This window comes from Pseudomonas sp., assembly GCF_050739775.1.
In the GTDB taxonomy this organism is placed as follows: Bacteria; Pseudomonadota; Gammaproteobacteria; order Pseudomonadales; family Pseudomonadaceae; genus Aquipseudomonas.
Window position 1 is genome coordinate 51,163 of record NZ_JBOICA010000015.1, and the last position, 26,776, is coordinate 77,938.

Genomic DNA, 26,776 nt, shown 5'->3' on the forward strand with positions numbered 1-26,776 from the left:
GCCTCCCGCATGAAGGTACGTACTTCACAACTGGTCACCTTATTGTTAGTTGCGGCTTTTACGCTGACCGGCGTTAAGACGTTTTCTGCATGGCCCCAGGTTCTGGAACTCTGGGCCCAGCAAGCTACTCCTGCAATGCTGATTGGCCATCCGCATCTGTTTCGTTATCTGGTGGCGTATCCAGGCTTGTGGCTGGAGGGTAATTATCCAGGGTTGGGTTTTTCCCTCTATGCCTCTGTGTTCCTTTTGCTGAATGCATCGCTCTGGTCCGGGATACTTCGTAAGGTTAACCTTTCCAGTCCTGCGCTGATTACCTGGGTCGTGTTCTTTGCCGCGCACTTCTTCATGAATGGGCGTGGTGTGATTGCCTGGACAGCCTGGCTGTTATGCGTCTCGCTGTGTCTTGATCTGAGTCGGGTTGCTGCTGCGGTACGGCTCCCGGTATTACGCGCAGCGCTGGCATGTTTCCTGGCTACCGTGAGTACGGGTATCTTCATCGTGGTGCTCGTTGCTATCAGCTGGTTTGTGGTCGGCCGCTGGCGTGCGGGTGGGATCAGATTGAGGAGCTTGAAGGGGCTGTTTCTTCTGGTGCTGCTGACTCCCTGCGTCTATGTGTTCGCCAGCTACTTTATTGTGGCTGTGGAAAAGAACCTGGACTTTTACGGCGGTGGTGTTCTGGGCGCCTTGAACATGCTTGAGCATGGACTCGGGCGAGTGTTCTTTTCCGCGGGTGGCCTGGGTACTGCTCTTGCGCTCTTGGTGGTGCCGGTGGCTATGGTTGTGACAGTGGTATTAATGCTCGGCCCGCCGATTCGACCGATTAGAAAGTTGTTGATCATTGCTGTCGGCGGTGGAATGTTTGGTTTCACTGTACTGACGCTGGCTATCCCGCTTGTACTGTGCGAGCTGGATGGAGGAAAGCGGCGATTTGCCAGGTTTATCGGCTTGCGCGATACGCTGCAAAAAGTCTGAGAGCGCGATCCGTTTCGATTGCCTGGGTAAGTTCGGGCGCTGATGGTCAGCACCTTTCTGGCCGTGAGCGACACTCGTCAAATGAGCGGTCGTTCCTGAAATGGAGCCCCGCAGCGAATCAACGAATACTGGGCGACCCACATCGAGTGAGTAGTGTCTGACGCCTGGTGCATAGAGCATTTTATGATGTCTGGTATCGAGCAAACTTCACCTTCCGTATTGTCTGCACATCAAGCGGGGCCGATCGTGTTTGTGGCGTATGGTGGCGGGCATGTCGCCATGCTGGCACCTGTGGTGCGTGCCTTGATTGCTCGAGGTCGTCCGGTCGTGGTTCTTGCGCTGACCACTGCGGGGCCTTACCTGGAGCGTGCTGGCATTGACTATATCGGCTACAGGAACCTGCCTGATGCAGATAGCGAAGAAGTGCTCGCCTATGGGCGTAGGTTGACGGCGGAGTTGCCTGCTGGCGGGGAAGTGCCCCTGGCCGAGTCGATTGCCTATATGGGCCTGAATTATCGCGAGCTGGTTTCGTGCCATGGCAGCGAAGCAGCTGCACAGTTGTACGCGTCCAAAGGGCGCCAGGCATTTCTGCCTGTTGGCTTGTTTGAACGCTGGTTTGCACAGGTGCGCCCCGCCCTGGTAGTGGCAACCAACTCACCACGTAGCGAACAGGCCGCATTCGAGGCTGCGGCACGGCTCGGCATTGCCTCGATCTGTGCCGTTGATATTTTTGGGTTGCAGGAAATCCAGTGGATCAGGAAGCCAGGTTATGCCAGCCGTATCTGCGTCTTGAACGAGCAGGTAAAGGAGATGTTCCTGGCCCAGGGTTGCCAGGCCGAGCAGGTGGTCGTGACCGGAAATCCGGCGTTTGAGCGCTTGCAGCAGGATGAGGCGCGCGCGGCAGGTCACAGCTTGCGTGTTTCAAAAGGCTGGGCGGCGGACGAAACGGTGCTGCTGTGGGCTTCGCAGGTAGAGCCCGAGCAACATCCGTTCGCGGATCGCAAAGGGGACCCGACACTGCCCAGTAGAATTGAAGCAAGCCTACGTCGTTTTGTCTCACAGAACGCGGGCTATCGCTTGGTAGTGCGCTATCACCCGAGCGAGCGAGTGACGTTCGAGCAGGGGCAGGAGCGTGTCGAGTTGAGTCGGGGCAGTGAGGACCTGGTCGCGCTTCTGCATGCTGTGGATGTTGTCGTTGTCATGAGTTCTACCGTAGGGCTGGAAGCGCATCTGGTCGGGCGTCCCGTGCTCAGCGTGAGCGGCTCAGTCTTTACCGCTGATGCACCCTATGGACAAATGGGGATCGCCACCGACGTGCCTTCTGCGGATCAGCTTGAAGCGGCTTTACTGTCAATGGACCTGCCGACCTCGCAAACTCCATGCTCAAACGATGCGCTTGCCACGAGCCCAACCAATAACCTTGTGAACGTGATCGAATCATTGCTGGAACCCGTTTCACGCTAGCCCATTGGCTTTCAAGATCCAGAGGGTGCAACCCCGAAGCCGTCCTATGCCCGATTCCTATTGAGTGTCGCATTGAAATCATGTTGGGCTTTTCGGATGTTCGGGTCGTATCCTTGATGATTTATGCCAACGGTGTGAGTGGCTACCAGGTTCTTGCTGTTTATGGATTGCTCGGGGATAAGGAGTGTTGTTTTGTTGAGGTTTGCTGAAAAGGTGCGGGAACGTCTGGTGACGTTGTCGCGTCGGCGCAAACGAGTGATTCAGGTTCTGGCCGATGTAGTACTTGTATGGGCTGCGTTATGGCTGGCATTTTTGTGCGCCTTGGAGATACCAAGGATATCGACGTGTTGGGTAGCCACATCTGGCTTTTTATCGCGGCACCGTTGATCGCCATTCCACTGTTCGTGCGCTTCGGTATGTATCGGGCGGTCATGCGTTACCTGGGTAATCATGCGCTGATTGCGATCCTCAAAGCGGTATCGATTTCAGCCTTGCTGTTGGCGCTGGTCATCTATTGGTACAGCGACGTACCTAAGCCACTTCCTCGTTCGATGGTCTTCAACTATTGGTGGCTGAGCATTTTCCTGATCGGCGGCCTGCGCTTGGCGATGCGTCAATTCTTCATGGGGGACTGGTTTGCGCCTGAGCCTTCTTTGCGGTCAAGGGGCAAGGATGCCTGTTTGCCCAGGGTGGCCATTTATGGTGCCGGGGCTGCTGGCAACCAGTTGGTGGCTGCCTTGCGCCTAGGCCGCGCCATGCATCCGGTGGCGTTCATTGATGACGATCCGAACCTGTACAACCGCGTCATTGCCGGGTTGCGCATCTATTCGGCCAAGCACATCCAACAAATGGTCGATGAGACCGGGGCAAGGGAAATTTTACTGGCAATTCCTTCGGCAACGCGTACACGACGCCGCGAGGTGCTGGAGAAACTGGAGCCTTTTCCGCTGCACGTGCGCAGTGTGCCGGGGTTCATGGACCTAGCGAGTGGCCGGGTCAAGGTTGAGGAAATCCAGGAGGTGGACATCGGCGATCTGCTCGGGCGTGAGCCGGTTGCGCCGCAGCAGGAACTGTTCGAAAAATGCATCCTGGACAAGGTCGTGATGGTGACAGGGGCAGGCGGGTCGATTGGCTCGGAGTTGTGCCGGCAGATTCTCTCCAGCAAACCGCGTGCGCTGTTGCTGTTCGAGCACAGCGAATACAGCCTCTACACGATTCATACGGAGCTGGAGCGATGTATTGTGCGCGAGTCATTCTCGACTGCACTGATCCCCATTCTGGGTTCGGTTCGTAATCCTCAGCGTTTGCTTGATGTGCTGCAGACGTGGGGTGTCGAGACGATCTACCATGCTGCTGCCTACAAACATGTGCCCATGGTCGAGCACAACGTGGCGGAAGGCGTGCTGAACAACATTCTCGGAACCCTGCATACCGCCCAGGCGGCGATACAGGCTCAGGTTGCCAACTTCGTTCTGATTTCCACCGACAAGGCCGTACGTCCGACCAATGTGATGGGTGGGACCAAGCGTGTGGCTGAAATGATCCTGCAGGCTTTGAGTCGCGAGTCGGCACTGGTGTTGTTCGGCGCTGAGGAATCGCTGCGGCATGTCAACAAGACCCGTTTCACTATGGTCCGTTTCGGTAATGTGCTGGGTTCTTCCGGCTCAGTGATTCCGCGTTTCTATCAGCAGATCCGTAGCGGTGGTCCGGTGACGGTTACCCATCCGAAGATCACCCGTTATTTCATGACCATTCCCGAAGCTGCCCAACTGGTCATTCAGGCCGGATCAATGGGGTTGGGTGGCGACGTGTTTGTGCTGGATATGGGGCAGCCGGTGTTGATTGCCGACCTGGCCGAAAAGCTGATTCATCTTTCCGGCATGAGTGTACGCTCTGAGATCAACCCGCGAGGTGACATTGCTATTGAATTCACCGGTTTGCGTCCGGGTGAAAAGCTGTATGAAGAGTTGCTGATCGGTGACAACGTCAATTTGACCGAACACCCTATGATCATGAGTGCCGACGAGGAGCATATTCCCTGGGGAGAGCTCAAGACGCTCATTGCTGGCCTGGTGACTGCACTGGAAACCAATGATTACCCCAAGGTACGTTTGCTGCTACGTGAAATCGTGAGCGGTTACACCCCGGAGGGTGAGATTGTCGATTGGATCTATCAGCAGCGACGTTACGCTGTGGGGCATCTGCAATAGCGTGCGAGCCCTGTTATCTGCCGGGAAGGGATAGCAGGGCGCCTGCGCTGGGCTCAGTGCTTGCTGTCGTCGCCAGACATGCTCAACAGCTGCTTTTCCTGGTTCCAGTCAAACGGTTCGTCGTTCTGCTCGGCCTCGTAACGACGCTCTTCCAGTTCCTGATAGAGGTCGAGCTCTTCATCGGGCATGAAGTGCAGGCAGTCGCCGCCGAAGAACCACAGCAGGTCGCGTGGCATCAGGTGAGCGATTTGTGGGTAGCGTTGGATGACCTGGCACATCAGGTCCTGGCCCAGGTACTTGCTTTCCGGGTCGACCGGCAATTCCTTGAGCAGGTCGTCGAAACGCTCCAGAAACAGTGCGTGGCTTTCTTCTGGCACCTGCTCGGCCTCACCCAGGGCTGCGAGGATGGTGCGCAGGTGGGAGAGCAGGGCGAGATGGTATTCCAGGTGAGCGGTGGCCATGCTGGCGATCCTCTTGAGCAAAAACGGGCGCGGGAGTATACGGCTCCCGGCGCCCGATGTCCCGGCCCTTAACGAATTTTGCCAGGGGTGGGCAGCAGTTCCTCCTTGCTGAAGGCATCGACATCAATGACGCTGCGTCGGGCTGCTTCGGCGGTCTGCAGCGTTTGTGCTTCTGTGGCCTCAAGAGTGCCGGCGCGCAGAGCTGCATCGATTATCGATTCGCCTGGTGCCGGGCTGAGCTGGCCGTCCTTGTCTGCCTGGTGCAGCTTTTTGTGCAGCGGGGCGCACTCGTCGAGCAAGCTGCAGGCCTGCTGCAGGGCACCCACCGGGTCATCGGCAGCCTCTGGGCGATAGCAGCCGGTAAGCAGTTCTTCTAGCGCCGGATCGCCCTTGGCGCGTCCGATCAGTGCAGCCACTTCGGCATCCAGCTCGTCGCTCGGGCCGGTATGTCGACGGCCGAACGGGAACACCAGCAGACGCAGGGCGCAGCCAAGGAATCGATTGGGGAAGTTGTCGAGCAGGCGATCCAGCGCTTTCTCGGCTTGGCCCAGGCTTTCTTCCATGGCCCAGCGCAGCAGGGGTTGCAGGTGCTTGGGGGAGTCCAGGTCGTGATAGCGCTTTAGGGCCGCCGAGCTCAGGTAGAGGTGGCTCAGCACATCACCCAGGCGCGCTGACAGGCGCTCGCGGCGTTTAAGCTCGCCGCCGAGCAGCATCATGCACAGGTCAGCGAGCATGGCGAAGGCCGCGGCCTGGCGATTGAGGGCGCGGAAGTAGCCCTGGCTCAGGGCGTCGCCCGGTACCTTCTCGAAATGTCCGAGGCCAAGGCCGAGGACCAGGGTGCTGGCAGCATTGCCGACGGCGAAACCGATGTGCTGCATCAGGAGCTGGTCGAACTCTTTGAGTGCCTGATCGTGGTCTTCACGACCGGCCAGGGCCATTTCCTTGAGCACAAAAGGGTGGCAGCGGATGGCACCCTGGCCGAAGATCATCAGGTTGCGCGAAAGGATGTTGGCACCCTCGACGGTGATGAAGATCGGCGCGCCCTGCCAGTTGCGCCCCAGGTAGTTGTTTGGGCCCATGATGATGCCCTTGCCACCGTGCACGTCCATGGCGTGCTGGATGCATTCGCGGCCACGCTCGGTCAGGTGGTACTTGAGAATTGCCGACAGCACCGAGGGCTTTTCCCCCAAGTCCACGGCCTTGGCGGTGAGCAGGCGAGCGCTGTCCATCAGGAAGGCATTGCCGCCGATTCGTGCCAGGGATTCCTGGATGCCCTCGAAAGCCGCCAGTGGCACGTTGAACTGTTCGCGCACCCGTGCGTATTGGCCGGTGACCAGGCTGGTGTATTTGGCCGCGCCGGTGCCTACGGCTGGCAACGAGATCGAGCGGCCGACCGACAGGCAATTCATCAGCATCATCCAGCCTTTGCCGAGCATGGCCTGGCCACCGATGAGAAAATCCAGCGGGACGAACACGTCCTTGCCGCTGTTGGGGCCGTTCATGAAAGCCGCGCCCAGGGGCAGGTGGCGTTGGCCGATCTCGACACCGGGGGTGTCGGTGGGGATCAGCGCCAGGCTGATACCCAGTTCTTCTTCCTCGCCCAGCAGGTGCTCCGGGTCGTAGGCCTTGAACGCCAGGCCCAGCAAGGTCGCCACTGGGCCGAGGGTGATGTAGCGTTTTTCCCAGTTCAGGCGCAGGCCGATGACCTCTTCACCATGCCACTGGCCTTTGCAGATAATTCCGGTGTCGGGCATGGCGCCGGCATCGGAGCCGGCCAGGGGGCCTGTCAGGGCGAAGCAGGGAATTTCCTCGCCGCGCGCCAGGCGCGGCAGGTAGTGATTACGTTGCTCATCGGTACCGTAGTGCAGTAGCAGTTCAGCCGGGCCCAGGGAATTGGGGACCATGACGGTCGATGCCAGGTCGCCGCTGCGGGTGGCCAGCTTCATTGCCACCTGCGAGTGGGCATAGGCCGAGAAGCCCTTGCCGCCATATTCCTTGGGAATGATCAGGGCAAAGAAACCGTGGGACTTGATGTGCTCCCAGGCCGCTGGCGGCAGGTCCAGGTCCTGGCCGATCTGCCAGTCGCTGACCATGGCGCAGAGGGCTTCGGTAGGGCCGTCGATGAACGCCTGTTCTTCTTCACTCAGTTCTGCCTTGGAATAGCCGAGCAGGGTGTTCCAGTTCGGGCGGCCGCTGAACAGTTCGCCATCCCACCACACGGTGCCGGCATCGATAGCCTCGCGCTCGGTTTGCGACATGGCTGGCAGCGTGCGCTTGAACCAGCCGAACAGCGGGCCGCTGAAGACCTTGCGACGCGAGTCCGGTAGCAGTACCAGTGCGGCCTTGGCCGCCAGCAGCAGCCAGAGAATCGCCAGCAGCCAGCCGGGTGCGTGACTGAAAATGCCCATCAGCAACACATACACCGCAAGCAGGGCCAGCGTCGGCGCGGCGGCGATGCGCCGGTGGGCAAGATAGGCCGCACCGATCACCAGAACCACTAACCACAACAGCAACATATTCATTCCTCCGTGAAACATAAGGGCATTCTGCGACCCATCAGAGCTTAGACGGCATCCGTCAATCGGCTTGTCAGAACAATGACAGGCTGTGGCCGCAGGCGTTCGTCGTGGGTGCGTAGGCGGTTGTCAGGGCAAGCGCCTGGGGTAGACTGGGCGACCGCACATTCATCAGGACGACGTCATGCTCAAGATCTGGGGCCGGAAGAATTCGACCAATGTCAGGAAGGTACTGTGGTGCGCCGAAGAGTTGGGGCTGGAGTATGAGTCGATCGATGCCGGGGGTGCCTTCGGTCTGGTCAATGAACCCCAGTACCGGGCGCTGAATCCCAATGGTCTGGTGCCAATGATCGAGGATGACGGCCTGGTGCTCTGGGAGTCCAATGCCATCGTGCGCTACCTGTCGGCACAGTATGGTGCCCCGTATGGCTGGTATGTCAGTGATGTACGCCAGCGTGCCGAGGCGGACAAGTGGATGGATTGGGTGACGTCGTCACTGGCCACGCCATTCCGTCCACTGTTCTGGGGTATTCTGCGCACCCCGGCCGAGCAGCAGGACTGGGTGGCGATCAATGCCGCGCACAAGACCTGCGCACAATTGCTGTCCATCGCTGATCAGGCCCTGGCCCATCAGCCGTACCTGTCCGGCGGCGACTTGGGCATGGGTGATATTCCACTGGGCTGCTTTGCCTATGCCTGGTTCGAGATGCCAATCGAGCGTCCCGAAATGCGCCATTTGCGCGCGTGGTACGAGCGTTTGCAGGAGCGCCCGGCCTACCAGGCCGCAGTCATGACTGCGCTGACCTGATCACTACGGTCAACCTGATAGTTATTATCGATACACATGACTGTACTTGTATGGCCTGGGCAAGCACCATGGTCATATTCACTACGGCCGGCCTGTCCGGTCGTGTCTTGAACCTTTCAAACTGGTACGCGACCCGCTATGAGTTCTGCTCTGTCCATAAGGCAGCTAACCAAAACCTACGGCAACGGTTTCCAGGCCCTCAAGGGTATCGACCTGGATGTCGCCGAAGGTGACTTCTTCGCCTTGCTCGGCCCCAACGGCGCCGGCAAGTCCACCACCATTGGCATTCTCTCGACCCTGGTCAACAAGACCAGCGGCATGGTGAGCATCTTCGGCAACGACCTCGATCGGCAGCCGGCCGCCCTCAAGCGCTGCATCGGCGTGGTGCCGCAGGAGTTCAACTTCAACCAGTTCGAAAAGACCTTCGACATCGTCGTCACCCAGGCCGGTTACTACGGCATCCCGGCCAAGGTGGCCAAGGAGCGCGCCGAGAAGTATCTGACCCAGCTTGGCCTGTGGGACAAGCGCGATGTGCCGTCGCGTTCGCTGTCTGGCGGCATGAAGCGCCGTCTGATGATCGCCCGGGCGCTGATCCATGAGCCGCGCTTGCTGATTCTCGATGAACCGACTGCGGGTGTGGATATCGAGCTGCGCCGTTCAATGTGGAGTTTTCTCACCGAGCTGAACCAGCAGGGCATCACCATCATCCTGACTACGCACTATCTGGAAGAAGCCGAGCAGCTGTGCCGCCACATCGGCATCATTGATCACGGCACTATTGTCGAAAACACCAGCATGCGTGCATTGCTCGGCAAGCTGCATGTGGAGACTTTCCTGCTCGATCTCAAGCAGGACCTGTCCCAGGCACCGAACCTGGTCGGCTATCCGTGCCGGCTGATCAGTCCGCACACCCTGGAAGTACAAGTGGACAAGGATGTGGGTATCACTGCGTTGTTCGGCCAGTTGGCCCTGCAGAACATCGAAGTGCAAAGCCTGCGCAACAAGACCAATCGTCTCGAGGAGTTGTTTGTGTCTCTGGTTGAGAAAAACCTGGCGAAGGTGGCGGTATGAGTTCGGAACTAAGCGCCAACCTGGTCGCCCTCAATACCATCGTTTATCGGGAAGTGCGCCGATTCACCCGGATCTGGCCGCAGACCCTGCTGCCCCCGGCGATCACCATGGTCCTGTACTTCGTGATCTTCGGTAACCTGATCGGTCGGCAGATCGGCGACATGGGTGGTTTCACCTACATGGAGTACATCGTGCCGGGTTTGATCATGATGTCGGTGATCACCAACTCCTACGGTAACGTGGTGTCGAGCTTCTTCGGCAGCAAATTCCAGCGCTCGATTGAAGAGCTGATGGTTTCGCCGGTTTCGCCCCATACCATTTTGATTGGCTACACCCTGGGCGGCGTATTGCGCGGGCTGGCGGTGGGCGTGATCGTCACCCTGCTGTCACTGTTCTTCACCCACCTGCAGGTGCATCACCTGGGCGTGACCATCCTGGTGGTGCTGCTGACCGCGACGATCTTTTCGCTGCTTGGCTTCATCAACGCTGTGTTTGCGCGCAACTTCGATGATATCTCGATTATTCCGACGTTTGTCCTGACACCACTGACCTACCTGGGAGGGGTGTTCTACTCGATCAACCTGCTACCACCGTTCTGGCAGACCGTATCGTTGGCCAACCCGGTGCTGCACATGGTCAACTCGTTCCGCTACGGCATCCTTGGGGTGTCGGATATTCGTATTGGCGTGGCCATCAGTTTCATGCTGGTTGCCACTGCCGTGTTGTACTTCGGCTGTGTTCGCCTACTGGTCAGCGGGCGTGGAATGCGCACCTGATATCTTTTGCTTGCGCCGGCGCCACTGCCGGCCCACCCACCAGCGCCAGTAGAGCATGGTCAGGCAGTAGGCCAGGGCACCGAGCAGCAGGCCGCAGACTACCGAGCCGAGCAGGAAGGGCTGCCACAGGGTCGACAGCTCGCCGGTGATCCACTCGAAGGTCAGTTCCTCCGGCAAGGTCCTGGGTGGAACCTGCATCAGCCAGGCGCCCATCTGGTAAGTGCAGTAAAACACAGGAGGCATGGTGAACGGGTTGGTCAGCCAGACCAGGCTGACCGCAATTGGCATATTACCGCGCAGCAGAATTGCCAGGCTGGCGGCCAAGAGCATTTGCATCGGAACCGGAATGAACGCTGCGAACAGGCCGACAGCCATTGCTCGCGCAACCGAGTGTCGATTCAGGTGCCAGAGGTTCGGGTCATGTAAAAGCCGGCCGAGAAAGCGTAAGGATTTGTGTTCCCTGATGCTGGTCGGGTCGGGCATGTAGCGTTTGAAGAGACGACGCGGCATGTAGGCTCTCGACTAGGTGAAGGGGGCAAGTATGCACGGATTCTAAAAGTGCCCCATTACAGACTTTGTGACAATTATTGAGTGAGCTGTTGCTCTCATTGATCTAAGCCTCAGAGGGTGGATTTCTTCTGGAGCTGTAAACCATGCGCACAGGGATGTTAGCGCTGGCACTGGGCCTGCTGTGCCTGCGTATCTTACCGGTTTTGCCATCGGTCGGGATCGTGCTCTTGATGGCCCTGATCGGACTGAGTTGCCTGCCTTGGCGAGCTCGGCCGTTCGGTCTTTTTCTGCTGGGGCTGTGCTGGGCCTGCCTGTCGGCACAACAGGCGCTGGATGATCGCCTGGCGCCAGCGCTCGATGGCCGCACCTTGTGGCTGGAGGGTAGGGTGGTCGGCTTGCCCGCGCAAAACGGTCGATCGCTGCGATTTGAACTCGACGCCGCCCAGTCACGCCGTGCACAGCTGCCACAGCGCCTGCAACTGAGCTGGTTTGGCGGGCCCGAGGTCAGCAGTGGCGAGCGCTGGCGGCTGGCGGTCACCCTCAAGCGTCCCCATGGTTTACTCAACCCTCATGGTCCGGATCGCGAGGCAGCCTTGCTGGCCCGGCGTATTGGTGCCACCGGTAACGTCAAGGCAGGAGAGCGCCTGGCGCCCGCCGAGGGAGCGTGGCGCGATGGAATTCGCCAGCGTTTATTGAATGTGGATGCTCAGGGGCGCGAGGCGGAGCTGGTCGCTCTGGTGCTGGGGGATGGCGCGGGCCTGGCCCGGGACAGTTGGCAAGCGCTGCAGGCGACTGGCACCGTGCACCTTCTGGTGATCTCCGGGCAGCATATCGGGTTGTTGGCCGGGCTGGTCTATGGGCTGATTGCCGGCCTCGCGCGGCTTGGCGCATGGCCACAGGCCTTACCTTGGTTGCCTTGGGCCTGTGGGTCGGCCTTTGCGGCGGCGCTGGGTTACGGCTTGCTGGCCGGTTTCCAGGTGCCAGTACAGCGTGCCTGCATGATGCTGGCGGTGGTGCTGCTCTGGCGTCTGCGTTATCGCCACCTGGGGGTGGGGTTGCCGTTGTTGCTGGCGCTCAATGCTGTGCTGCTGTGGGAGCCGCTGGCCAGCCTACTGCCGGGGTTCTGGTTGTCTTTCGTTGCAGTTGCAGTGCTGGTCTTTGCCTTCAGTGGCCGGTTGGGTGCCTGGAGCCCCTGGATAGTGTGGGGACGAGCGCAGTGGTTGATAGCCTTGGGATTGTTGCCGGTGCTGATGGCGCTGGGCCTGCCGGTCAGTCTCAGTGCGCCGTTGGCCAATCTTTTCGCCGTACCCTGGGTCAGCCTGGCGGTGCTGCCGTTGGCGTTGCTGGGCACCTTGCTGCTGCCCGTGCCCTTTGTGGGGCAGGGGTTGATCTGGTTGGCGGGTGGGCTGCTTGACGGGCTGTTTCGCCTGCTGGGGCGCCTGGCCGAATGGCAGCCAGCGTGGATACCGGAGCCGTTGCCATGGCCACTCTGGGTATTGTTATGGCTGGGGACCGTGCTGCTGTTGTTGCCCCCTGGCCTGCCAATGCGTGTGCTGGGTTGGCCGTTGTTGCTGTTGGCGGCATTTGCGCCTCGAGAACGGATACCACATGGCCAGGTGGAAGTCTGGCAACTGGATGTTGGCCAGGGTTTGGCGTTCGTGCTGCGTACCCGTCAGCACGCGATGCTGTATGACGCCGGGCCCGCGCTGGGCGACCATGACCTGGGGGAGCGGATCGTGTTGCCGACCTTGCGCAAGTTGGGCGTCAAGGAGGTCGACCTGATGCTGCTCAGCCACGCTGATGCTGACCATGCTGGCGGCGCGCTAGCGCTCAAACGCGGCTTGCAGGTGCACAAGGTGCGCAGCGGCGAAGCGGCGAAGCTTCCGCCAGCCTTGCAGGCACAGTCCTGTGTCAGCGGTGAGCGCTGGCAGTGGGACGGCGTGAGCTTTTCTGTCTGGCAATGGCAAGGCGCCCGCGACAGCAATCAGGACTCCTGTGTGTTGCTGGTCGAGGCGGGTGGCGAGCGTCTGTTGCTCACTGGCGACCTCGACGCCCCTGGCGAGCGGGCCTGGCTCGGTGACTGGCAGGTCACCCGGCTCGACTGGCTGCAAGCCCCGCACCATGGCAGTCGCACCTCATCCAGCCAGGCCTTGCTGGCTACTACGGCGCCGCGCGGGGTATGGATTTCCAGAGGTCGTTACAACGCCTTCGGTCACCCCCATGCCGAAGTCATGGAACGCTACCGGACAAATGGCATCGAAGTGTTCGACAGCGCCGTGCACGGTGCCCTGCACCTGCGCCTGGGGGCTTTCGGCGAGCCGCTGGGACTGCGTAGCCAGCGACGCTTTTGGCGCGACCCAGGCTGACGACCTTCGGCAGATGAGCGTCCAAGGGTCCTATGGTAGAGTGGCGGACTTTTTCAAGGGGATGCTAACTGTGTGGGAATTGGTCAAGTCCGGTGGTTGGATGATGCTGCCGATCATTCTGAGTTCCATCGCCGCCATGGCTATCGTCGCGGAGCGTCTGTGGACCCTGCGTGCCAGCCGTGTCACCCCGCCACATCTGCTGGGGCAGGTATGGATGTGGATCAAGGACAAGCAGCTGACCAGTGACAAGCTCAAGGCCCTACGCGCCGATTCGCCGCTGGGCGAGATCCTGGCAGCAGGCCTGGCGAACTCCCGCCATGGTCGCGAGATCATGAAGGAGTGCATCGAAGAGGCCGCCGCCCGGGTCATCCACGAGCTGGAGCGCTACATCAATGCCTTGGGCACCATTGCCGCCATGGCGCCGTTGCTTGGTTTGCTCGGCACCGTGCTGGGCATGATCGATATTTTCAGCGCGTTCATGGGTACCGGCATGACCACCAACGCCGCGGTATTGGCTGGCGGTATCTCCAAGGCGTTGATCACCACCGCAGCCGGCCTGATGGTCGGCATTCCGGCGGTGTTTTTTCACCGTTTCCTGCAACGCCGTATCGACGAACTGGTGGTTGGCATGGAGCAGGAGGCAATCAAGCTGGTCGAAGTGGTGCAGGGCGACCGTGACGTCGACCTGGCCGAGGGCAAGGCGTGAGATTCCGGCGCAAGCCACGGGAGACCGTGGATATCAACCTGGCGTCACTGATCGACGTGGTGTTCATCCTGTTGCTGTTCTTCGTGGTGACCACCACGTTTACCCGTGAAACCCAACTGCGGGTTGAACTGCCGGAGTCTGTCAGTGGTGCGCCCGCGCCCGACAACGAGCTCAAGCAACTGGACATCACCATCAGCGCCGATGGCGTCTATTCGGTGAACAACAACCTGTTGCCCAAGAGCGATCTGGCGACGCTGACCGAAGCCCTGCAGAAAGAGTCTGCCGGTGACAGCAAACTGCCGTTGTCGATCAGCGCCGACGGCAAGACGCCGCACCAGGCGGTGGTCACTGCCATGGATGCGGCCGGCAAGCTCGGTTTCAGCCAGTTGCGCATGACCACGGTCGAGGCTGCCCAGGGGACACCCTGATGGCGTTTGCCGATCGTTTGCTCAATGCCTGGTACGCCGGGCATCCGGCCCTTGTCCTGCTACGTCCGCTGGAGTCGTTGTATCGTCGGGTGGTGCTGCGCAAGCGGGCGCGTTTTCTGGCCGGGGAGAGTGCTAGCTACCGTGCGCCGGTACCGGTCATCGTGGTGGGCAATATCACCATCGGCGGCACGGGCAAGACTCCCATGATTCTGTGGCTGATCGAGCATTGCCGCCAGCAAGGTCTGCGCGTCGGTGTGGTCAGTCGTGGCTATGGCGCCAAGCCGCCGCAGCTACCCTGGCGGGTGCGCGCCGAGCAGAGCGCAGCCGAAGCGGGTGACGAACCCTTGCTGATCGTCCAGCGCAGCGGCGTGCCGCTGATGATTGACCCGGATCGTTCGCGCGCCGTGCAGGCGTTGCTGGCTAGCGAGTCACTGGACCTTATCCTGTGCGATGACGGTATGCAGCATTACCGCCTGGCCCGCGATCTGGAGCTGGTGCTGATCGATGCCGCCCGCGGTCTGGGTAATCGCCGCTGCTTGCCCGCCGGGCCGCTGCGTGAGCCGGTGGAGCGCCTGCAGGAGGTTGACGCCGTGCTCTACAACGGCGCAATGGCGGACCGTGAAGACGGTTTTGCCTTTGCTCTGCAGCCCACCGCGCTGGTCAACCTGCGCAGCGGTGAGCGCCAGGGGCTTGAGTATTTCCCCGCTGGCCAGGCTGTGCACGCGGTAGCCGGTATTGGTAATCCGCAGCGTTTCTTCAATACCCTGCAGGGGCTAAACTGGCGGCCTGTGCCACACCCATTTGCCGATCATGCCGAATACAGCGTCCAGGCCCTGAGTTTCACTCCTGCGCTACCGCTGATCATGACTGAGAAGGACGCGGTCAAATGCCGCGCCTTCGCTGCTGACGACTGGTGGTACCTTGCGGTCGACGCTGTGCCTTCGCCGGCCTTCCGGGTTTGGTTCGATGCACAGCTCGAACGCTTGCTGCCCGAGTCGCGGCATTCCTGATTCGTTTCTTATTCCGGCCACTGGCCTGAGGAATTTCCATGGACACCAAACTGCTCGATATCCTCGCCTGCCCGATCACCAAAGGCCCGCTCAAACTCAGCGCCGACAAGACCGAGCTGATCAGCAAGGGCGCAGGTCTGGCCTATCCGATCCGCGATGGCATCCCGGTGATGCTCGAAAGTGAAGCTCGTACCCTGACCGATGACGAGCGTCTGGACAAATGAGCCTGGCTTTTACCGTGGTGATTCCGGCGCGCCTGCGCTCCACCCGCTTGCCAGGCAAGCCGCTGCTGCTGATTGCCGGCAAGCCGATGATCCAGCATGTCTGGGAGCAAGCGCGCAAAAGCGGTGCCAGTCGCGTGGTAATTGCCACTGATGACGCGGGCATCTTCAAGGCTTGCGAGGCGTTCGGCGCTGAAGTGTTGATGACCCGCGAAGATCATGACTCCGGCACCGACCGTCTGGCTGAAGTGGCTAGCAAGCTGGGCCTGGCCGCCGATGCTATCGTGGTCAACGTCCAGGGCGACGAACCGCTGATTCCACCGGTGATCATCGATCAGGTCGCCGCCAACCTGGCAGCCCATCCTGAAGCCGGTATCGCCACCCTGGCCGAGCCGATCAGCGAGGTTGAAGCACTGTTCAATCCCAATGCGGTCAAGGTGATCAGCGACTGCAATGGCCTGGCCCTGACGTTTAGCCGGGCGCCACTGCCCTGGGCACGGGATGCCTTCGCCCAGAGCCGCGAGCAATTGCCGGAAGGCGTGCCATATCGTCGGCACATCGGCATGTACGCCTACCGCGCGGGTTTCCTGCAGGATTTCGTTGGCTGGGGCCCATGCTGGTTGGAGAAGACTGAGTCGTTGGAGCAACTGCGGGCCCTCTGGCATGGCGTGCGTATTCACGTCGCTGATGCTATCGAAGCGCCACCGGTGGGTGTCGATACGCCTGAAGACCTGGAGCGCGTGCGGCGCTTGCTGGAGGCCTGATGCGGGTTCTGTTCGTCTGTCTGGGCAATATCTGTCGTTCACCGACCGCCGAAGGCGTGTTGCGTCATCAGTTGCAGGCCGAAGGGCTCGGCGAGCTGATCGAAGTGGCTTCGGCTGGGACCGGGAACTGGCATGTCGGCAAGCCGCCTGACAGCCGCACTTGTCGTGCAGCCCGGACGCGCGGTTATGACCTGTCGCAGCAGCGTGCGCAACAGGTCAAGGCCATTCACTTCAATGAATACGACCTGATCCTGGCTATGGACACGAGTAACCTTGGCCATTTGCAGGCGCTGCAGCCTGCCGGGGCGAGCGCCGAGCTGGACCTGTTCCTGCGCCGCTATGAGGGTGCGCTGGATGAGGTACCGGATCCTTACTACGGTGGCGAACAGGGATTTGAGCAGGTCTTGGACCTGATCGAGATCGCCTGTAGCCGATTGGTCATCGAACTCAAGGGACGTCTATGAGCGGGCAGTGGCAGGAGCAGGTATCGCTCAAGCCGTACAACACCTTTGGCATTGATGTGAAGGCCTGTTATTTCACCGAGGCTCATAATGACGACGAAGTGCGCCGGGCTCTGGCCCAGGCGAGTGAGCAGGGTGTGCCAGTGTTGGTGCTCGGGGGGGGCAGCAACTTGCTGCTGACCGCCGATATCCAGGCGCTGGTGCTGCGCATGGCCAGCCGTGGCCTGCGTATCCTCTCTGACGACGGTGAGCATGTGGTGGTCGAGGCCGAGGCCGGTGAGCCCTGGCATCCGTTCGTCCAGTGGAGTCTGGCCCAGGGCCTGGCCGGGCTGGAAAACCTCAGCTTGATCCCGGGTACGGTCGGCGCCGCACCGATGCAGAACATTGGCGCTTATGGTGTTGAGATCAAGGACGTGTTTGCCGGACTCACCGCGCTGGATCGCCAGACTGGCGAGCTGCGTGATTTCAGTCTGGAAGAATGCGCTTTCGCTTACCGTGACAGCCTGTTCAAGCGCCATCCGGGGCGCTGGGTGATCCTGCGTGTACGCTTTGCCTTGAGTCGCGTCATGCAAGCACATCTGGACTACGGGCCAGTGCGTCAACGTTTGAGCGAGCAGAGCATTAGTCAGCCGACGGCGCAGAATGTCAGCGATGCGATATGCAGCATTCGCCGGGAGAAGCTGCCAGATCCGGTCGAGCTGGGTAACGCCGGGAGCTTCTTCAAAAACCCGGTGGTCGCGGCTGTGCTGGCCGACAAGATCCGTGTGCAGTACCCAGGCTTGGTGGCTTATCCACAGGCTGACGGGCAGATTAAGCTGGCAGCAGGCTGGCTGATCGAGCAGGCGGGTTGGAAGGGGCACCGTGAAGGCGACGCCGGGGTGCACCGTTTGCAGTCGTTGGTGCTGGTCAACTATGGCCAGGCCAGTGGCATGCAGCTGTATCAGCTGGCGCAGAAAATCCAGGCTGACATTCTCGAGCGCTTCGGCGTTACGCTTGAGATGGAGCCGAATCTGTACTGAACACTGTGGGAGCGGCTGTTGTAGCTCCCACCCGCAGGTCATAAAAAAGCCCCGCCAGTTACCTGGCGGGGCTTTTTACTGCCTGGATGATCAGACGAGCGGCTTGTGCTCTTCTGCTGTTTCCTGGGCTTGCGGTTGTTGCTCCACGGGTTCGGCTTGGGCAGCAGCAGCGGCTGCAGCTTCGGCTTCACGCTTGCGGCGGCGCACTTCACGTGGGTCGTTTGGTGCGCGACCGCTCGGCAGTATTACCACCGGGGTTTCGACCACAGCTGGCTCGGCAGCAGGCGCTTGTTCTGCGACTACTGGCGCTGGTTCGGCAGCAACCGGCCGGACTGCTTCGACTTCAACCACAGGGGCCTGAACAACTTCGGGCTCGCGTGGTGTTTCAACAGCTGGCTCGGCGACGACAGTCACTTCAACCGGTGCTTCTACGACTGGCTGAGGGGCGGCTTCGACTACAGGCTCGATGCTCGGCTCAGCCGCGGCCACGGGGTGGCTGAGCGGCTGCTCAACCACCGGGGCGATTGCCACTTCTTCAGCAACGACAGGCTGTTGCGCTTCAATCACAACTGGTTCGACCGGAGTCGGCTCGGTTGCTTCAACGGTCTCTACGGCGACAACCTCAACAGTTGCTTGGGCAGCGACAGGGGCAGCCTCTTCAACGGCAGCGGTAGCGCGTTGAGCTTGAACGTTGGCTTGGGCTTCGGCTTCAGCGCTGATGTTGCTGGTCGCAACAGCTGCGGTGACGGCCAGGCCTGCGGCCAGTTCGGCAGCCGACGGCTCGTTGCCTTCTTCGGCGCCGTCTTCGGAGCCTTCAACGATGTTGCCGTTGGCATCGCGCTGACGCTCACGACGGTTGCTGCGACGACGCTGGCCGCGGGAGCGACGACGTGGGCGTTCGCCTTCGATGCCTTCCTGGCCGTCGTCCTGCAGCAGCTCTTCGTTCGGCAGTTGCTCTTCAGCCACTTCAGCAGTCTGTTCGGCTGGGCGAGGCTGACGCTCTTCGCGTGGCGGGCGTGGCTGACGCTCTTCACGAGGTGCACGTTCTTCGCGTGGGCTGCGCTCTTCACGCGGTGCACGTTCTTCGCGAGGCTGACGTTCTTCACGCGGGGCGCGCTCAGGACGCTCTTCACGCACGGCCGGGGTGGCAGCATCCAGTGGCTCGCGCAGTTCGCGGACCGGACGGTCTTCGCGGGAGCGGCGCTCTTCGCGTGGTGCGCGAGGTTGGCGCTCTTCACGTGGCTGACGTGGGGCGCGCTCTTCGCGGGCCTGGGTTTCTTCACGGGCTTCGCGTGGTTGACGCTCTTCACGCGGGGCGCGCTCTTCGCGAGGCTTGCGATCTTCATCGCGACGGCCGTTGCGGTTGCGGCTCTGCTGGCGACCGGTACGACGCTCCTCGTTGCGTTGCGGACGCTCGGTGGCAGGCTTTTCGGCAACCACTGGGGCGGCGGCAGGTTCATCCTTGCCGGCGAACAGGCTGACCAGCGATTTCACCAGGCCTTTGAACAGGCTTGGCTCTGGCGCGACGTGTACTGGCGCGGCGGGTTGTTCCGGGGCAGTCGGAACCGGTGCGTTGGCGCGGGACGGTGCGGTCTTGACCGCGGCTTCCTGGCGAACCAGGGTGCGGGTGGCGGCAGTCGGCTGGACTTCTTCAGTCTCGGCAGCGGCGATTTCGTAGCTGGACTGACTGCTCTGAGCTTCCGGGCTGTCGTCGCGCAGACGCTGGACTTCGAAATGCGGGGTTTCCAGGTGGTCGTTCGGCAGGATGACGATACGCGCCCGGGTGCGCAGTTCGATCTTGGTGATCGAGTTGCGTTTTTCATTGAGCAGGAAAGCTGCAACCGGAATCGGCACTTGTGCACGAACTTCAGCGGTGCGGTCTTTCAGTGCTTCTTCTTCGATCAGGCGCAGGATCGCCAGCGACAGGGATTCGACGTCACGGATGATGCCGGTGCCGCTGCAGCGAGGGCAAACGATGCCACTGCTTTCGCCCAGGGAAGGGCGCAGGCGCTGACGGGACATTTCCAGCAGGCCGAAGCGCGAGATGCGGCCAACCTGTACGCGGGCGCGGTCGGCTTCCAGGCACTCACGTACCTTCTCCTCGACAGCGCGCTGGTTCTTGGCCGGGGTCATGTCGATGAAGTCGATGACGATCAGGCCGCCGATGTCACGCAGGCGCAGCTGGCGGGCGATTTCTTCAGCCGCTTCCAGGTTGGTCTGCAGGGCGGTTTCCTCGATGTCGCTGCCTTTGGTGGCGCGCGCCGAGTTGATGTCGATGGACACCAGGGCTTCGGTCGGATCGATGACGATCGAACCGCCGGACGGCAGGTCGACCACGCGCTGGAAGGCGGTTTCGATCTGGCTTTCGATCTGGAAACGATTGAACAGCGGAACGCTGTCTTCATACAGCTTGATCTTGCTGGCGTACTGCGGCATCACCTGGCGGATGAAGGTCAGGGCTTCTTCCTGGGCATCGATGCTGTCGATCAGCACTTCGCCGATGTCCTGGCGCAGGTAATCGCGAATGGCGCGGATGATGACGTTGCTTTCCTGGTAGATCAGGAATGGCGCGGCGCGGTCCAGGGAGGCTTCCTTGATTGCGGTCCAGAGCTGCAGCAGGTAGTCCAGGTCCCATTGCATTTCTTCGCTGCTGCGGCCGAGGCCGGCAGTACGCACGATCAGGCCCATGTCAGCAGGGGCGACCAGGCCGTTCAGGGCTTCGCGCAGTTCATTGCGCTCTTCGCCTTCGATGCGGCGGGAGATGCCACCGGCACGCGGGTTGTTCGGCATCAGCACCAGGTAGCGGCCGGCCAGGCTGATGAAGGTGGTCAGGGCTGCGCCCTTGTTGCCGCGCTCTTCTTTCTCGACCTGGACGATGACTTCCTGGCCTTCGCTGAGCACTTCCTTGATGTTCACCCGGCCTTCCGGGGACTTCTTGAAGTATTCGCGGGAGATTTCTTTCAGCGGCAGAAAGCCATGGCGTTCGGAGCCGAAGTCGACGAAAGCGGCTTCCAGGCTAGGTTCGATCCGGGTGATCCGGCCTTTGTAGATGTTGGCCTTCTTCTGCTCGCGCGCACCGGACTCGATGTCCAGGTCGTAGAGACGTTGGCCGTCTACCAGCGCTACACGCAACTCTTCGGGTTGAGTTGCGTTAATCAGCATTCTTTTCATGTAATACCGTCGGTTTCCGGGCTGCCGGAAACGGCGTTCGGCACACACGACTTCTCACGGTCGGTGTCAGGTGCGCAAGGGGTGGCAGGCCACCCCTGTGTCCAGCGACTGTCGAGCCAGACTGGTAACCCAGTACTGCCGAAGTCGCGACGACGCGTCCTGCTTGCTGTGGTGTCAAATGCACTCAGTCAGGAGGAGGAATCAGCCTTCGGCCGTGGACGCCCAGGGGCATCTTGATCAAGACCGGGTCCGGTCGCCTGGCCAAAAGGCCTGTGGACTGAACGCAGTACTACACGGTCCGACGGTTGTGCATCTCCACCCTACACGTATCCCTGATAATTCGGGTGCTGCCGCGCGCTGAATCCGCAACGGGTTGCATTTATCGCCAGCTCCAATACGGGAGCCCGCGCCTTTATGTCCAAGGCTGGTATTTCCGAAGCCTTCGCCATGACTGCGTGAAATTGACGGCACTGACAGAGTGGCAGCGAAAAAAACATCGGGGGAGGGCAAAACACCGCTCTTGTCGTTTTTATCGGTCTTCTCTGCACGGCGCTGGTGGCGATTCCAGGCAATTCTGTAAACTGGCAAAAGCCCCGTCGGACGGCCTCGCGTCCTCGAGATTTTGCGTCGGTCAGGGCCGGCTAGAAGCCGTGAGTCCGCTGGCCAGCCGCTTTTGGCGGCGTTCGCGACTATAGCAGCAATCATTAAGTGCTTCAAATCCATAAAAAATTGTTATGATTGATAAATGACGACTAATGCCCCTCCGACCTCCGGCGTCCAGCTGATCGAGGTCGCGCCGGAACTTGCCGGCCAACGAATCGATAATTTCCTCATCACTGCGCTCAAGGGTGTTCCCAAGACCTTGATTTACCGCATTTTGCGCAAAGGCGAAGTGCGCGTGAACAAGGGTCGAATCAAGCCCGAGTACAAGTTGCAGGCCGGTGACATCGTGCGTGTGCCGCCCGTTCGTCTGCCTGAGCGCGATGAGCCTGTGCCAGTGGCCCAGGGTTTGCTTCAACGCCTGGAGGCCGCCATCGTCTATGAAGACAAGACCTTGATTGTGCTGAACAAACCTGCCGGCATTGCCGTTCATGGCGGCAGCGGCCTGAACTTCGGGGTGATCGAAGCCTTTCGTCAGATGCGTCCAGATGCCAAGGAGCTGGAGCTGGTCCATCGCCTGGATCGCGATACTTCCGGCCTGCTGATGATCGCCAAAAAGCGCAGCATGTTGCGTCACCTGCACGCCGCGTTGCGCGGGGATGGTGTCGACAAACGCTACATGGCCCTGGTTCGTGGCCACTGGGCGACCGCCAAGAAGCAGGTCAACGCGCCTTTGCTCAAGAGCAACCTGCGTTCCGGCGAGCGCATGGTCGAAGTCAACGACGAAGGCAAGGAGGCGTTGACCATTTTCCGTGTGCTGCGCCGCTTTGGTGAATTTGCCACCATCGTCGAGGCGCGTCCGATCACCGGTCGTACCCATCAGATCCGCGTGCACGCCTTGCATGCCGGGCACTGCATTGCTGGTGACAGCAAGTACGGTGATGAAGATTTCACCCGTGAGATTCGTGACCTGGGCGGCAAGCGTCTGTTTCTGCATGCCTATGCCCTGACCGTGCCCCTGCCTGACGGTGGCGAGCTCAAGCTTGAGGCGCCAGTGGACGAGATGTGGGCCAAAACCGTGGAGCGCTTGAGTGCGGCGTGATTACGATCTGCTGATCTTCGATTGGGATGGCACGCTGGCTGATTCAATCGGGCGCATTGTCGAGGCCATGCATCTGGCCGCTGGTCGCGCCGGTCACGCTACCTGCGATGACGAGGCGGTCAAGGGTATAATTGGCCTGGCGTTGTCCGAGGCGATCGCCACGCTGTATCCGCACCTGGATGTCGAGCAGGTGGCGGTGTTCCGTCAACACTACGCCGATGTGTACATGGCGCTGGACGAGCAGCCATCGCCCCTGTTCGAGGGGGTGGTGGAGTCGCTGGAGGCTTTTCGCGCTCAGGGCTATCGTCTGGCGGTGGCCACCGGCAAGGCGCGCCGTGGTCTGGATCGGGTGCTGAGGGCCAATGGCTGGCAGGATTACTTCGATATCACCCGGGCTGCCGATGAAAGCCGCGGCAAGCCTCATCCGCAGATGCTTGAAGAGATTCTGGCGCACTGCGGGGTTGAGCCTGGGCGTGCCTTGATGGTCGGCGATTCGTCGTTCGACCTGTTGATGGCTACCAATGCCGGGATGCACTCGGTGGCTGTCGGCTACGGGGCCATGTCGCCGCAAGCATTGAGTGCTTTCGGGCCGCAGGTCTGTATCGAGCATTTTTCACATTTGCAGGCCTGGCTGAGCCAGTCGCCTGCCGCAGTAATTCCAGGGTAGGTGAGCATGGCTGACGAGTGGAAGGCGCCTGGCGCCGAAGGCAACGAAGAGCAGAAAAGCTGGAAGTTGTTGGAGAAAACCCTCCTGGCGGGTGTGCAGGAGCAGCGTCGGGCGCGGCGCTGGGGTGTTTTTTTCAAGTTGCTGACCTTTGCTTACCTGTTTGGCCTTCTCGCGCTGTTCAGTCCCATGATGAACATGGACAAGGCCACCTCCCGAAGCGTCAATCACACCGCGCTGGTTGAGGTGCGTGGGATGATTGCTGATCAGGAGCCTGCCAGTGCCGATAACATCGTCGGTGGCTTGCGTGAGGCGTTCAAGGATTCGAAAACCAAAGCGGTGGTCCTGCGTATCAATAGTCCGGGTGGTAGCCCGGTGCAGTCGGGCTATGTCTACGATGAGATTCGCCGTCTGCGTGCCGAGTACCCGCAAATCAAGTTGTACGCGGTGATCAGTGATCTGGGCGCCTCCGGTGCCTATTACATCGCCAGTGCCGCCGACCAGATTTACGCTGACAAGGCCAGTCTGGTCGGTTCCATCGGTGTTACGGCCGCCGGTTACGGTTTTGTCGGTGCCATGGAGAAGCTTGGTGTCGAGCGCCGTACCTATACGGCCGGCGAGCACAAGGCGTTCCTCGATCCGTTCCAGCCGCAAAAACCCGAAGAGACCGCGTTCTGGCAGGGTGTACTGGAAACCACTCACAAGCAGTTCATTACCAGCGTCAAGCAAGGGCGTGGCGAGCGCCTCAAGGACAAAGAGCACCCTGAGCTGTTCAGCGGTTTGATCTGGTCCGGTGAGCAGGCGTTGGCGTTGGGCTTGGTGGATGGCCTTGGGAGTGCAGGTTACGTGGCGCGTGAAGTGGTTGGCGAAAAGGAGTTGGTGGACTTCACCGTCGAAGAGTCGCCATTCGATCGCTTCTCTAAGCGCCTGGGTACCAGTATTGCCGAGCGACTGGCGATGTGGATGGGCTTTCAAGGGCCGTCGTTGCGCTGATTGCTCCGACAAAAGAAAGCCGGCCCCTGGGGTCGGCTTTTTGCTTTCTGGGGTGCGAGGCTACCCTTGTGGGAGGCTGACACCTTCGGCCAGGAGCATATCCACCAACCGAATCAATGGCAGGCCGACCAGGCTGGTGGCATCGGTCCCGTGGGTGCTCTGGAACAGGCTGACGCCAAGGCCTTCAGCCTTGAAGCTGCCAGCGCAGTCGTAGGGCTCTTCGGTGCGCAGGTAGCGTTCGATGCGCGCCAGGTCCAGTTCGCGCATGTTGACCGTGAACGGCACGCAGTCCACCTGGCAGTGGCCGGTCTGGCTGTTGAGTAGGGCAAGGCCGGTGAGAAAGGTGACGTGGTTGCCGCTGGCGGCGAGCAATTGCTCGCAGGCCCGTTCGAAGGTGTGCGGCTTGCCGAGGATCTGCTCGCCGAGCACCGCGACCTGGTCCGAACCGATGATCAGGTGGCCAGGGTGGCTGTCTGCCAGGACCTGGGCTTTCTCTCGGGCCAGGCGTTTGACCAGCTCAAGGGCAGGCTCTTCGGGTAGGCGCTGTTCGTCGATATCCGGGGAGGCCCAGCTGAAGGGCAGGCGTAAGCGTTCAAGCAATTCACGCCGGTAGGGCGAGCTGGAAGCCAGTAATAAAGGCAGCATGGTAAACTCCTGGGCAGGTGAAACGATTCTAACATGCTGAGCGGAGCCGAATTTCCTTTGACAGGGGCGGGGGTCATCCCTAGAATGCTGCGCCTATGTTGAATGACCCGATTCCACCTCACGTTGACCCGCGCAAATTGGCCGATCGTGGTGTTTCCCTCGAAGGAACACTGCAGCTCGCCGATTTGGAGAGACTCTGCGACCCGCTTTCCGACACTGTCGGTACGGTGCAGGCTAAATTCGATTTTGAGCGAGACGAGCAGAAGGCTGTGGTTATCCACACCGACCTGAGCGTCGAGGTCAAGATGGTTTGCCAGCGTTGTCTTGAGCTGGTCACCCTGCCGATCCACAGCGAATGTACTTACGCCGTGGTGAAGGAGGGTGCGAATACCCAGTCGTTGCCGAAAGGTTATGACGTGCTGGAACTGGGCGAAGATCCTTTGGATCTGCAGGCCTTGGTCGAGGAAGAGCTTCTGCTCGCTTTGCCCATCGTGCCTGCTCATCATCCGGAAGAATGCCAGCAGCCGGCGGGCGCCGATGAGCCCGAACCGAGCAAGGACGAGGTAACACGGTCCAACCCGTTCAGTGTATTGGCGCAGTTAAAGCGTGACCCAAACGTTTAGGAGTTAATCAATTATGGCTGTTCAGCAGAACAAAAAATCCCGCTCTGCCCGTGACATGCGCCGTTCGCACGACGCCCTCTCGGAAAACGCTCTGTCCGTAGAGAAAACCACCGGTGAAGTGCACCTGCGTCACCACGTATCGCCAGAAGGCGTATACCGTGGTCGTAAAGTGATCGACAAGGGCGCTGACGAGTAATCCTTGTCCGCTCAGATCATCGCGATTGACGCAATGGGCGGGGACTTCGGTCCCCGCAGCATTGTTCAGGCGAGTATTGCTTGCCTGTCGGCTACCCCCTCGCTGCACCTGACCCTTGTCGGTCAACCCTCCCTCCTAGAAGATCTTGTCGCTGGCCAGTCGGCAGCGGATCGCGCGCGCCTGCAGATTGTTGCGGCCAGCGAAGTGATCGGCATGGATGAGCGGCCGGCCCAGGCGTTGCGTGGCAAGCCTGATTCGTCCATGCGCGTGGCCCTGGAATTATTGCGTGATGGCAAGGTTCAGGCCTGCGTGAGTGCCGGTAATACCGGTGCGCTGATGGCGCTGTCGCGCTATGTGCTGAAAACCCTGCCCGGCATCGACCGCCCAGCCATGGTGGCGGCCATTCCCACTCAGGCCGGTTACTGTCAGTTGCTCGACCTGGGTGCCAATGTCGACTGCAGCGCGGAAAACCTCTTCCAGTTTGCTGTGATGGGCTCCGTGGCGGCTCAGGCTCTGGGGGTTTCCCGGCCTCGGGTAGCGCTGCTCAATGTCGGTACCGAAGACATCAAGGGCAACCAGCAGGTCAAGCTGGCGGCCAATCTGCTGCAGAGTGCGCGCGGGCTTAACTACATCGGCTTCGTCGAAGGCGATGGTCTGTACCGTGGTGAGGCGGATGTGGTGGTCTGCGACGGCTTCGTCGGCAACATCCTGCTCAAGTCCAGCGAAGGTCTGGCGACGATGATCGGTTCGCGTATCGAGGCCCTGTTCAAGGGTGGGCTCGCTGCACGCCTGGCCGGTGCCGTGGCCATGCCGCTGCTCAAGCGCCTGCAGGCCGACCTGGCCCCGGCGCGGCATAATGGCGCAAGCTTCCTGGGGTTGCAGGGTATCGTCATCAAGAGTCATGGTTCTGCCGGTGTGCAGGGCTTTCAGAGTGCTATCCAGCGTGCCTTGATCGAAATCCAGGAGAATCTGCCGCAGCGCCTGCACGGGCGCCTGGAAGACCTGTTGCTTTAGGCATA

General features: G+C 60.6%; 24 protein-coding genes and 1 pseudogene. 20 read left to right on the top strand and 5 right to left on the bottom strand.

Translation table 11 applies throughout. From position 1 onward, the window contains the following. Positions 1-9: 9 nt before the first annotated feature. The 3 genes and pseudogenes from ACRESH_RS10055 (at position 10) to ACRESH_RS10065 (ending at position 4,646) form a co-directional block, all read left to right on the top strand. The gene (locus ACRESH_RS10055) at positions 10-972 is read left to right on the top strand and encodes a hypothetical protein (RefSeq protein WP_431741844.1); all 963 of its coding nucleotides are present in this window, start codon (positions 10-12) and stop codon (positions 970-972) included. A gap of 183 nt (positions 973-1,155) precedes the next feature. Next, a complete protein-coding gene (locus ACRESH_RS10060) occupies positions 1,156-2,436 on the top strand; it encodes a hypothetical protein (RefSeq protein ID WP_431741845.1) in 1,281 nt (426 codons plus the stop codon). Positions 2,437-2,598: 162 nt separating this feature from the next. Further along, a pseudogene (locus ACRESH_RS10065) lies at positions 2,599-4,646 on the top strand (polysaccharide biosynthesis protein). Positions 4,647-4,699: 53 nt separating this feature from the next. Here ACRESH_RS10065 and ACRESH_RS10070 read toward each other — a convergent pair. Then, positions 4,700-5,107, bottom strand: coding sequence for a PA2817 family protein (locus tag ACRESH_RS10070; RefSeq protein ID WP_431741846.1), 408 nt, complete (start codon positions 5,105-5,107; stop codon positions 4,700-4,702). 68 nt (positions 5,108-5,175) lie between these two features. After that, positions 5,176-7,623 carry an acyl-CoA dehydrogenase gene (locus tag ACRESH_RS10075; RefSeq protein ID WP_431741847.1) on the bottom strand — a complete coding sequence of 816 codons (2,448 nt, stop codon included), beginning with the start codon at positions 7,621-7,623 and terminating at the stop codon, positions 5,176-5,178. Positions 7,624-7,807: 184 nt separating this feature from the next. Between ACRESH_RS10075 and ACRESH_RS10080 the strand changes: the two genes are divergently transcribed. From ACRESH_RS10080 to ACRESH_RS10090, 3 genes are all read left to right on the top strand, one after another. Further along, on the top strand, positions 7,808-8,431 hold the full coding sequence (locus ACRESH_RS10080) for a glutathione S-transferase family protein (protein WP_431741848.1): 624 nt from the start codon (positions 7,808-7,810) through the stop codon (positions 8,429-8,431). A gap of 138 nt (positions 8,432-8,569) precedes the next feature. Beyond that, on the top strand, positions 8,570-9,502 hold the full coding sequence (locus tag ACRESH_RS10085) for an ABC transporter ATP-binding protein (protein ID WP_431741849.1): 933 nt from the start codon (positions 8,570-8,572) through the stop codon (positions 9,500-9,502). Beyond that, positions 9,499-10,278 (top strand): ABC transporter permease, encoded by a 780-nt coding sequence (locus ACRESH_RS10090; RefSeq protein ID WP_431741850.1) that lies wholly within the window; start codon positions 9,499-9,501, stop codon positions 10,276-10,278. Before ACRESH_RS10085 ends, ACRESH_RS10090 begins: the two co-directional genes overlap by 4 nt. Here the strand turns inward: ACRESH_RS10090 and ACRESH_RS10095 are convergent. After that, positions 10,246-10,788, bottom strand: a complete 543-nt coding sequence (locus ACRESH_RS10095) for a DUF2062 domain-containing protein (protein ID WP_431741851.1) — start codon at positions 10,786-10,788, stop codon at positions 10,246-10,248. The two genes, ACRESH_RS10090 and ACRESH_RS10095, sit on opposite strands and share 33 nt — an antisense overlap. Positions 10,789-10,931: 143 nt before the next feature. Between ACRESH_RS10095 and ACRESH_RS10100 the strand changes: the two genes are divergently transcribed. The 8 genes from ACRESH_RS10100 (at position 10,932) to murB (ending at position 17,763) form a co-directional block, all read left to right on the top strand. Continuing rightward, positions 10,932-13,154 carry a DNA internalization-related competence protein ComEC/Rec2 gene (locus tag ACRESH_RS10100; RefSeq protein ID WP_431741852.1) on the top strand — a complete coding sequence of 741 codons (2,223 nt, stop codon included), beginning with the start codon at positions 10,932-10,934 and terminating at the stop codon, positions 13,152-13,154. Between the two features lie 70 nt (positions 13,155-13,224). After that, positions 13,225-13,860 carry a MotA/TolQ/ExbB proton channel family protein gene (locus tag ACRESH_RS10105; protein ID WP_431741889.1) on the top strand — a complete coding sequence of 212 codons (636 nt, stop codon included), beginning with the start codon at positions 13,225-13,227 and terminating at the stop codon, positions 13,858-13,860. Further along, positions 13,857-14,288 carry an ExbD/TolR family protein gene (locus ACRESH_RS10110; protein ID WP_431741853.1) on the top strand — a complete coding sequence of 144 codons (432 nt, stop codon included), beginning with the start codon at positions 13,857-13,859 and terminating at the stop codon, positions 14,286-14,288. Before ACRESH_RS10105 ends, ACRESH_RS10110 begins: the two co-directional genes overlap by 4 nt. Continuing rightward, positions 14,288-15,298 (top strand): tetraacyldisaccharide 4'-kinase, encoded by a 1,011-nt coding sequence (gene lpxK, locus ACRESH_RS10115; RefSeq protein ID WP_431741854.1) that lies wholly within the window; start codon positions 14,288-14,290, stop codon positions 15,296-15,298. The genes ACRESH_RS10110 and lpxK overlap by 1 nt, the downstream gene beginning before the upstream one ends. A gap of 38 nt (positions 15,299-15,336) precedes the next feature. Then, entirely contained in the window at positions 15,337-15,522 is a 186-nt protein-coding gene (locus ACRESH_RS10120; protein ID WP_003247142.1) for a Trm112 family protein, read from the top strand. Then, positions 15,519-16,283 carry a 3-deoxy-manno-octulosonate cytidylyltransferase gene (gene kdsB, locus ACRESH_RS10125; RefSeq protein WP_431741855.1) on the top strand — a complete coding sequence of 255 codons (765 nt, stop codon included), beginning with the start codon at positions 15,519-15,521 and terminating at the stop codon, positions 16,281-16,283. The genes ACRESH_RS10120 and kdsB overlap by 4 nt, the downstream gene beginning before the upstream one ends. Further along, positions 16,283-16,747: a low molecular weight protein-tyrosine-phosphatase gene (locus tag ACRESH_RS10130; RefSeq protein WP_431741856.1), complete on the top strand. Its 465-nt coding sequence runs from the start codon at positions 16,283-16,285 to the stop codon at positions 16,745-16,747. The genes kdsB and ACRESH_RS10130 overlap by 1 nt, the downstream gene beginning before the upstream one ends. After that, positions 16,744-17,763 (top strand): UDP-N-acetylmuramate dehydrogenase, encoded by a 1,020-nt coding sequence (gene murB, locus ACRESH_RS10135; RefSeq protein ID WP_431741857.1) that lies wholly within the window; start codon positions 16,744-16,746, stop codon positions 17,761-17,763. Before ACRESH_RS10130 ends, murB begins: the two co-directional genes overlap by 4 nt. 90 nt (positions 17,764-17,853) lie before the next feature. Here the strand turns inward: murB and rne are convergent, their stop codons facing one another. After that, the gene (gene rne, locus ACRESH_RS10140) at positions 17,854-20,934 is read right to left on the bottom strand and encodes a ribonuclease E (RefSeq protein ID WP_431741858.1); all 3,081 of its coding nucleotides are present in this window, start codon (positions 20,932-20,934) and stop codon (positions 17,854-17,856) included. Positions 20,935-21,679: 745 nt separating this feature from the next. Here rne and rluC point away from each other — a divergent pair. Genes rluC through ACRESH_RS10155 form a run of 3 tightly spaced genes read left to right on the top strand, consistent with a single transcriptional unit; the run spans position 21,680 to position 24,293 of the window. Further along, positions 21,680-22,636 (top strand): 23S rRNA pseudouridine(955/2504/2580) synthase RluC, encoded by a 957-nt coding sequence (rluC, locus tag ACRESH_RS10145; protein ID WP_431741859.1) that lies wholly within the window; start codon positions 21,680-21,682, stop codon positions 22,634-22,636. Then, positions 22,626-23,303: an HAD family hydrolase gene (locus tag ACRESH_RS10150; RefSeq protein WP_431741860.1), complete on the top strand. Its 678-nt coding sequence runs from the start codon at positions 22,626-22,628 to the stop codon at positions 23,301-23,303. Before rluC ends, ACRESH_RS10150 begins: the two co-directional genes overlap by 11 nt. A 6-nt stretch (positions 23,304-23,309) precedes the next feature. Then, positions 23,310-24,293 (top strand): S49 family peptidase, encoded by a 984-nt coding sequence (locus tag ACRESH_RS10155; protein ID WP_431741861.1) that lies wholly within the window; start codon positions 23,310-23,312, stop codon positions 24,291-24,293. Positions 24,294-24,353: 60 nt separating this feature from the next. Here ACRESH_RS10155 and ACRESH_RS10160 read toward each other — a convergent pair whose 3' ends face one another. Beyond that, positions 24,354-24,938: a Maf family protein gene (locus ACRESH_RS10160; RefSeq protein ID WP_431741862.1), complete on the bottom strand. Its 585-nt coding sequence runs from the start codon at positions 24,936-24,938 to the stop codon at positions 24,354-24,356. A gap of 95 nt (positions 24,939-25,033) precedes the next feature. On the opposite strand from ACRESH_RS10160, the gene ACRESH_RS10165 reads away from it, so the two are divergent. The 3 genes from ACRESH_RS10165 to plsX are packed head-to-tail and all read left to right on the top strand — an operon-like array spanning position 25,034 to position 26,771. Further along, positions 25,034-25,561: a YceD family protein gene (locus tag ACRESH_RS10165; RefSeq protein ID WP_010223220.1), complete on the top strand. Its 528-nt coding sequence runs from the start codon at positions 25,034-25,036 to the stop codon at positions 25,559-25,561. 13 nt (positions 25,562-25,574) lie between these two features. Next, entirely contained in the window at positions 25,575-25,757 is a 183-nt protein-coding gene (rpmF, locus tag ACRESH_RS10170) for a 50S ribosomal protein L32 (RefSeq protein ID WP_010223221.1), read from the top strand. Between the two features lie 3 nt (positions 25,758-25,760). Beyond that, positions 25,761-26,771, top strand: coding sequence for a phosphate acyltransferase PlsX (gene plsX, locus ACRESH_RS10175; RefSeq protein WP_431741863.1), 1,011 nt, complete (start codon positions 25,761-25,763; stop codon positions 26,769-26,771). Positions 26,772-26,776 lie beyond the last annotated feature (5 nt).

What these genes read in the sequence shown, in the direction of transcription:
- ACRESH_RS10055 (WP_431741844.1), top strand. Translation starts at nt 10, where the DNA reads ATGAAGGTACGTACTTCACAACTGGTCACCTTATTGTTAGTTGCGGCT.
- ACRESH_RS10060 (WP_431741845.1), top strand. Translation starts at nt 1,156, where the DNA reads ATGATGTCTGGTATCGAGCAAACTTCACCTTCCGTATTGTCTGCACAT.
- ACRESH_RS10070 (WP_431741846.1), bottom strand. Translation starts at nt 5,107, where the DNA reads ATGGCCACCGCTCACCTGGAATACCATCTCGCCCTGCTCTCCCACCTG.
- ACRESH_RS10075 (WP_431741847.1), bottom strand. Translation starts at nt 7,623, where the DNA reads ATGTTGCTGTTGTGGTTAGTGGTTCTGGTGATCGGTGCGGCCTATCTT.
- ACRESH_RS10080 (WP_431741848.1), top strand. Translation starts at nt 7,808, where the DNA reads ATGCTCAAGATCTGGGGCCGGAAGAATTCGACCAATGTCAGGAAGGTA.
- ACRESH_RS10085 (WP_431741849.1), top strand. Translation starts at nt 8,570, where the DNA reads ATGAGTTCTGCTCTGTCCATAAGGCAGCTAACCAAAACCTACGGCAAC.
- ACRESH_RS10090 (WP_431741850.1), top strand. Translation starts at nt 9,499, where the DNA reads ATGAGTTCGGAACTAAGCGCCAACCTGGTCGCCCTCAATACCATCGTT.
- ACRESH_RS10095 (WP_431741851.1), bottom strand. Translation starts at nt 10,788, where the DNA reads ATGCCGCGTCGTCTCTTCAAACGCTACATGCCCGACCCGACCAGCATC.
- ACRESH_RS10100 (WP_431741852.1), top strand. Translation starts at nt 10,932, where the DNA reads ATGCGCACAGGGATGTTAGCGCTGGCACTGGGCCTGCTGTGCCTGCGT.
- lpxK (WP_431741854.1), top strand. Translation starts at nt 14,288, where the DNA reads ATGGCGTTTGCCGATCGTTTGCTCAATGCCTGGTACGCCGGGCATCCG.
- ACRESH_RS10120 (WP_003247142.1), top strand. Translation starts at nt 15,337, where the DNA reads ATGGACACCAAACTGCTCGATATCCTCGCCTGCCCGATCACCAAAGGC.
- kdsB (WP_431741855.1), top strand. Translation starts at nt 15,519, where the DNA reads ATGAGCCTGGCTTTTACCGTGGTGATTCCGGCGCGCCTGCGCTCCACC.
- ACRESH_RS10130 (WP_431741856.1), top strand. Translation starts at nt 16,283, where the DNA reads ATGCGGGTTCTGTTCGTCTGTCTGGGCAATATCTGTCGTTCACCGACC.
- murB (WP_431741857.1), top strand. Translation starts at nt 16,744, where the DNA reads ATGAGCGGGCAGTGGCAGGAGCAGGTATCGCTCAAGCCGTACAACACC.
- rne (WP_431741858.1), bottom strand. Translation starts at nt 20,934, where the DNA reads ATGAAAAGAATGCTGATTAACGCAACTCAACCCGAAGAGTTGCGTGTA.
- rluC (WP_431741859.1), top strand. Translation starts at nt 21,680, where the DNA reads ATGACGACTAATGCCCCTCCGACCTCCGGCGTCCAGCTGATCGAGGTC.
- ACRESH_RS10155 (WP_431741861.1), top strand. Translation starts at nt 23,310, where the DNA reads ATGGCTGACGAGTGGAAGGCGCCTGGCGCCGAAGGCAACGAAGAGCAG.
- ACRESH_RS10160 (WP_431741862.1), bottom strand. Translation starts at nt 24,938, where the DNA reads ATGCTGCCTTTATTACTGGCTTCCAGCTCGCCCTACCGGCGTGAATTG.
- ACRESH_RS10165 (WP_010223220.1), top strand. Translation starts at nt 25,034, where the DNA reads ATGTTGAATGACCCGATTCCACCTCACGTTGACCCGCGCAAATTGGCC.
- rpmF (WP_010223221.1), top strand. Translation starts at nt 25,575, where the DNA reads ATGGCTGTTCAGCAGAACAAAAAATCCCGCTCTGCCCGTGACATGCGC.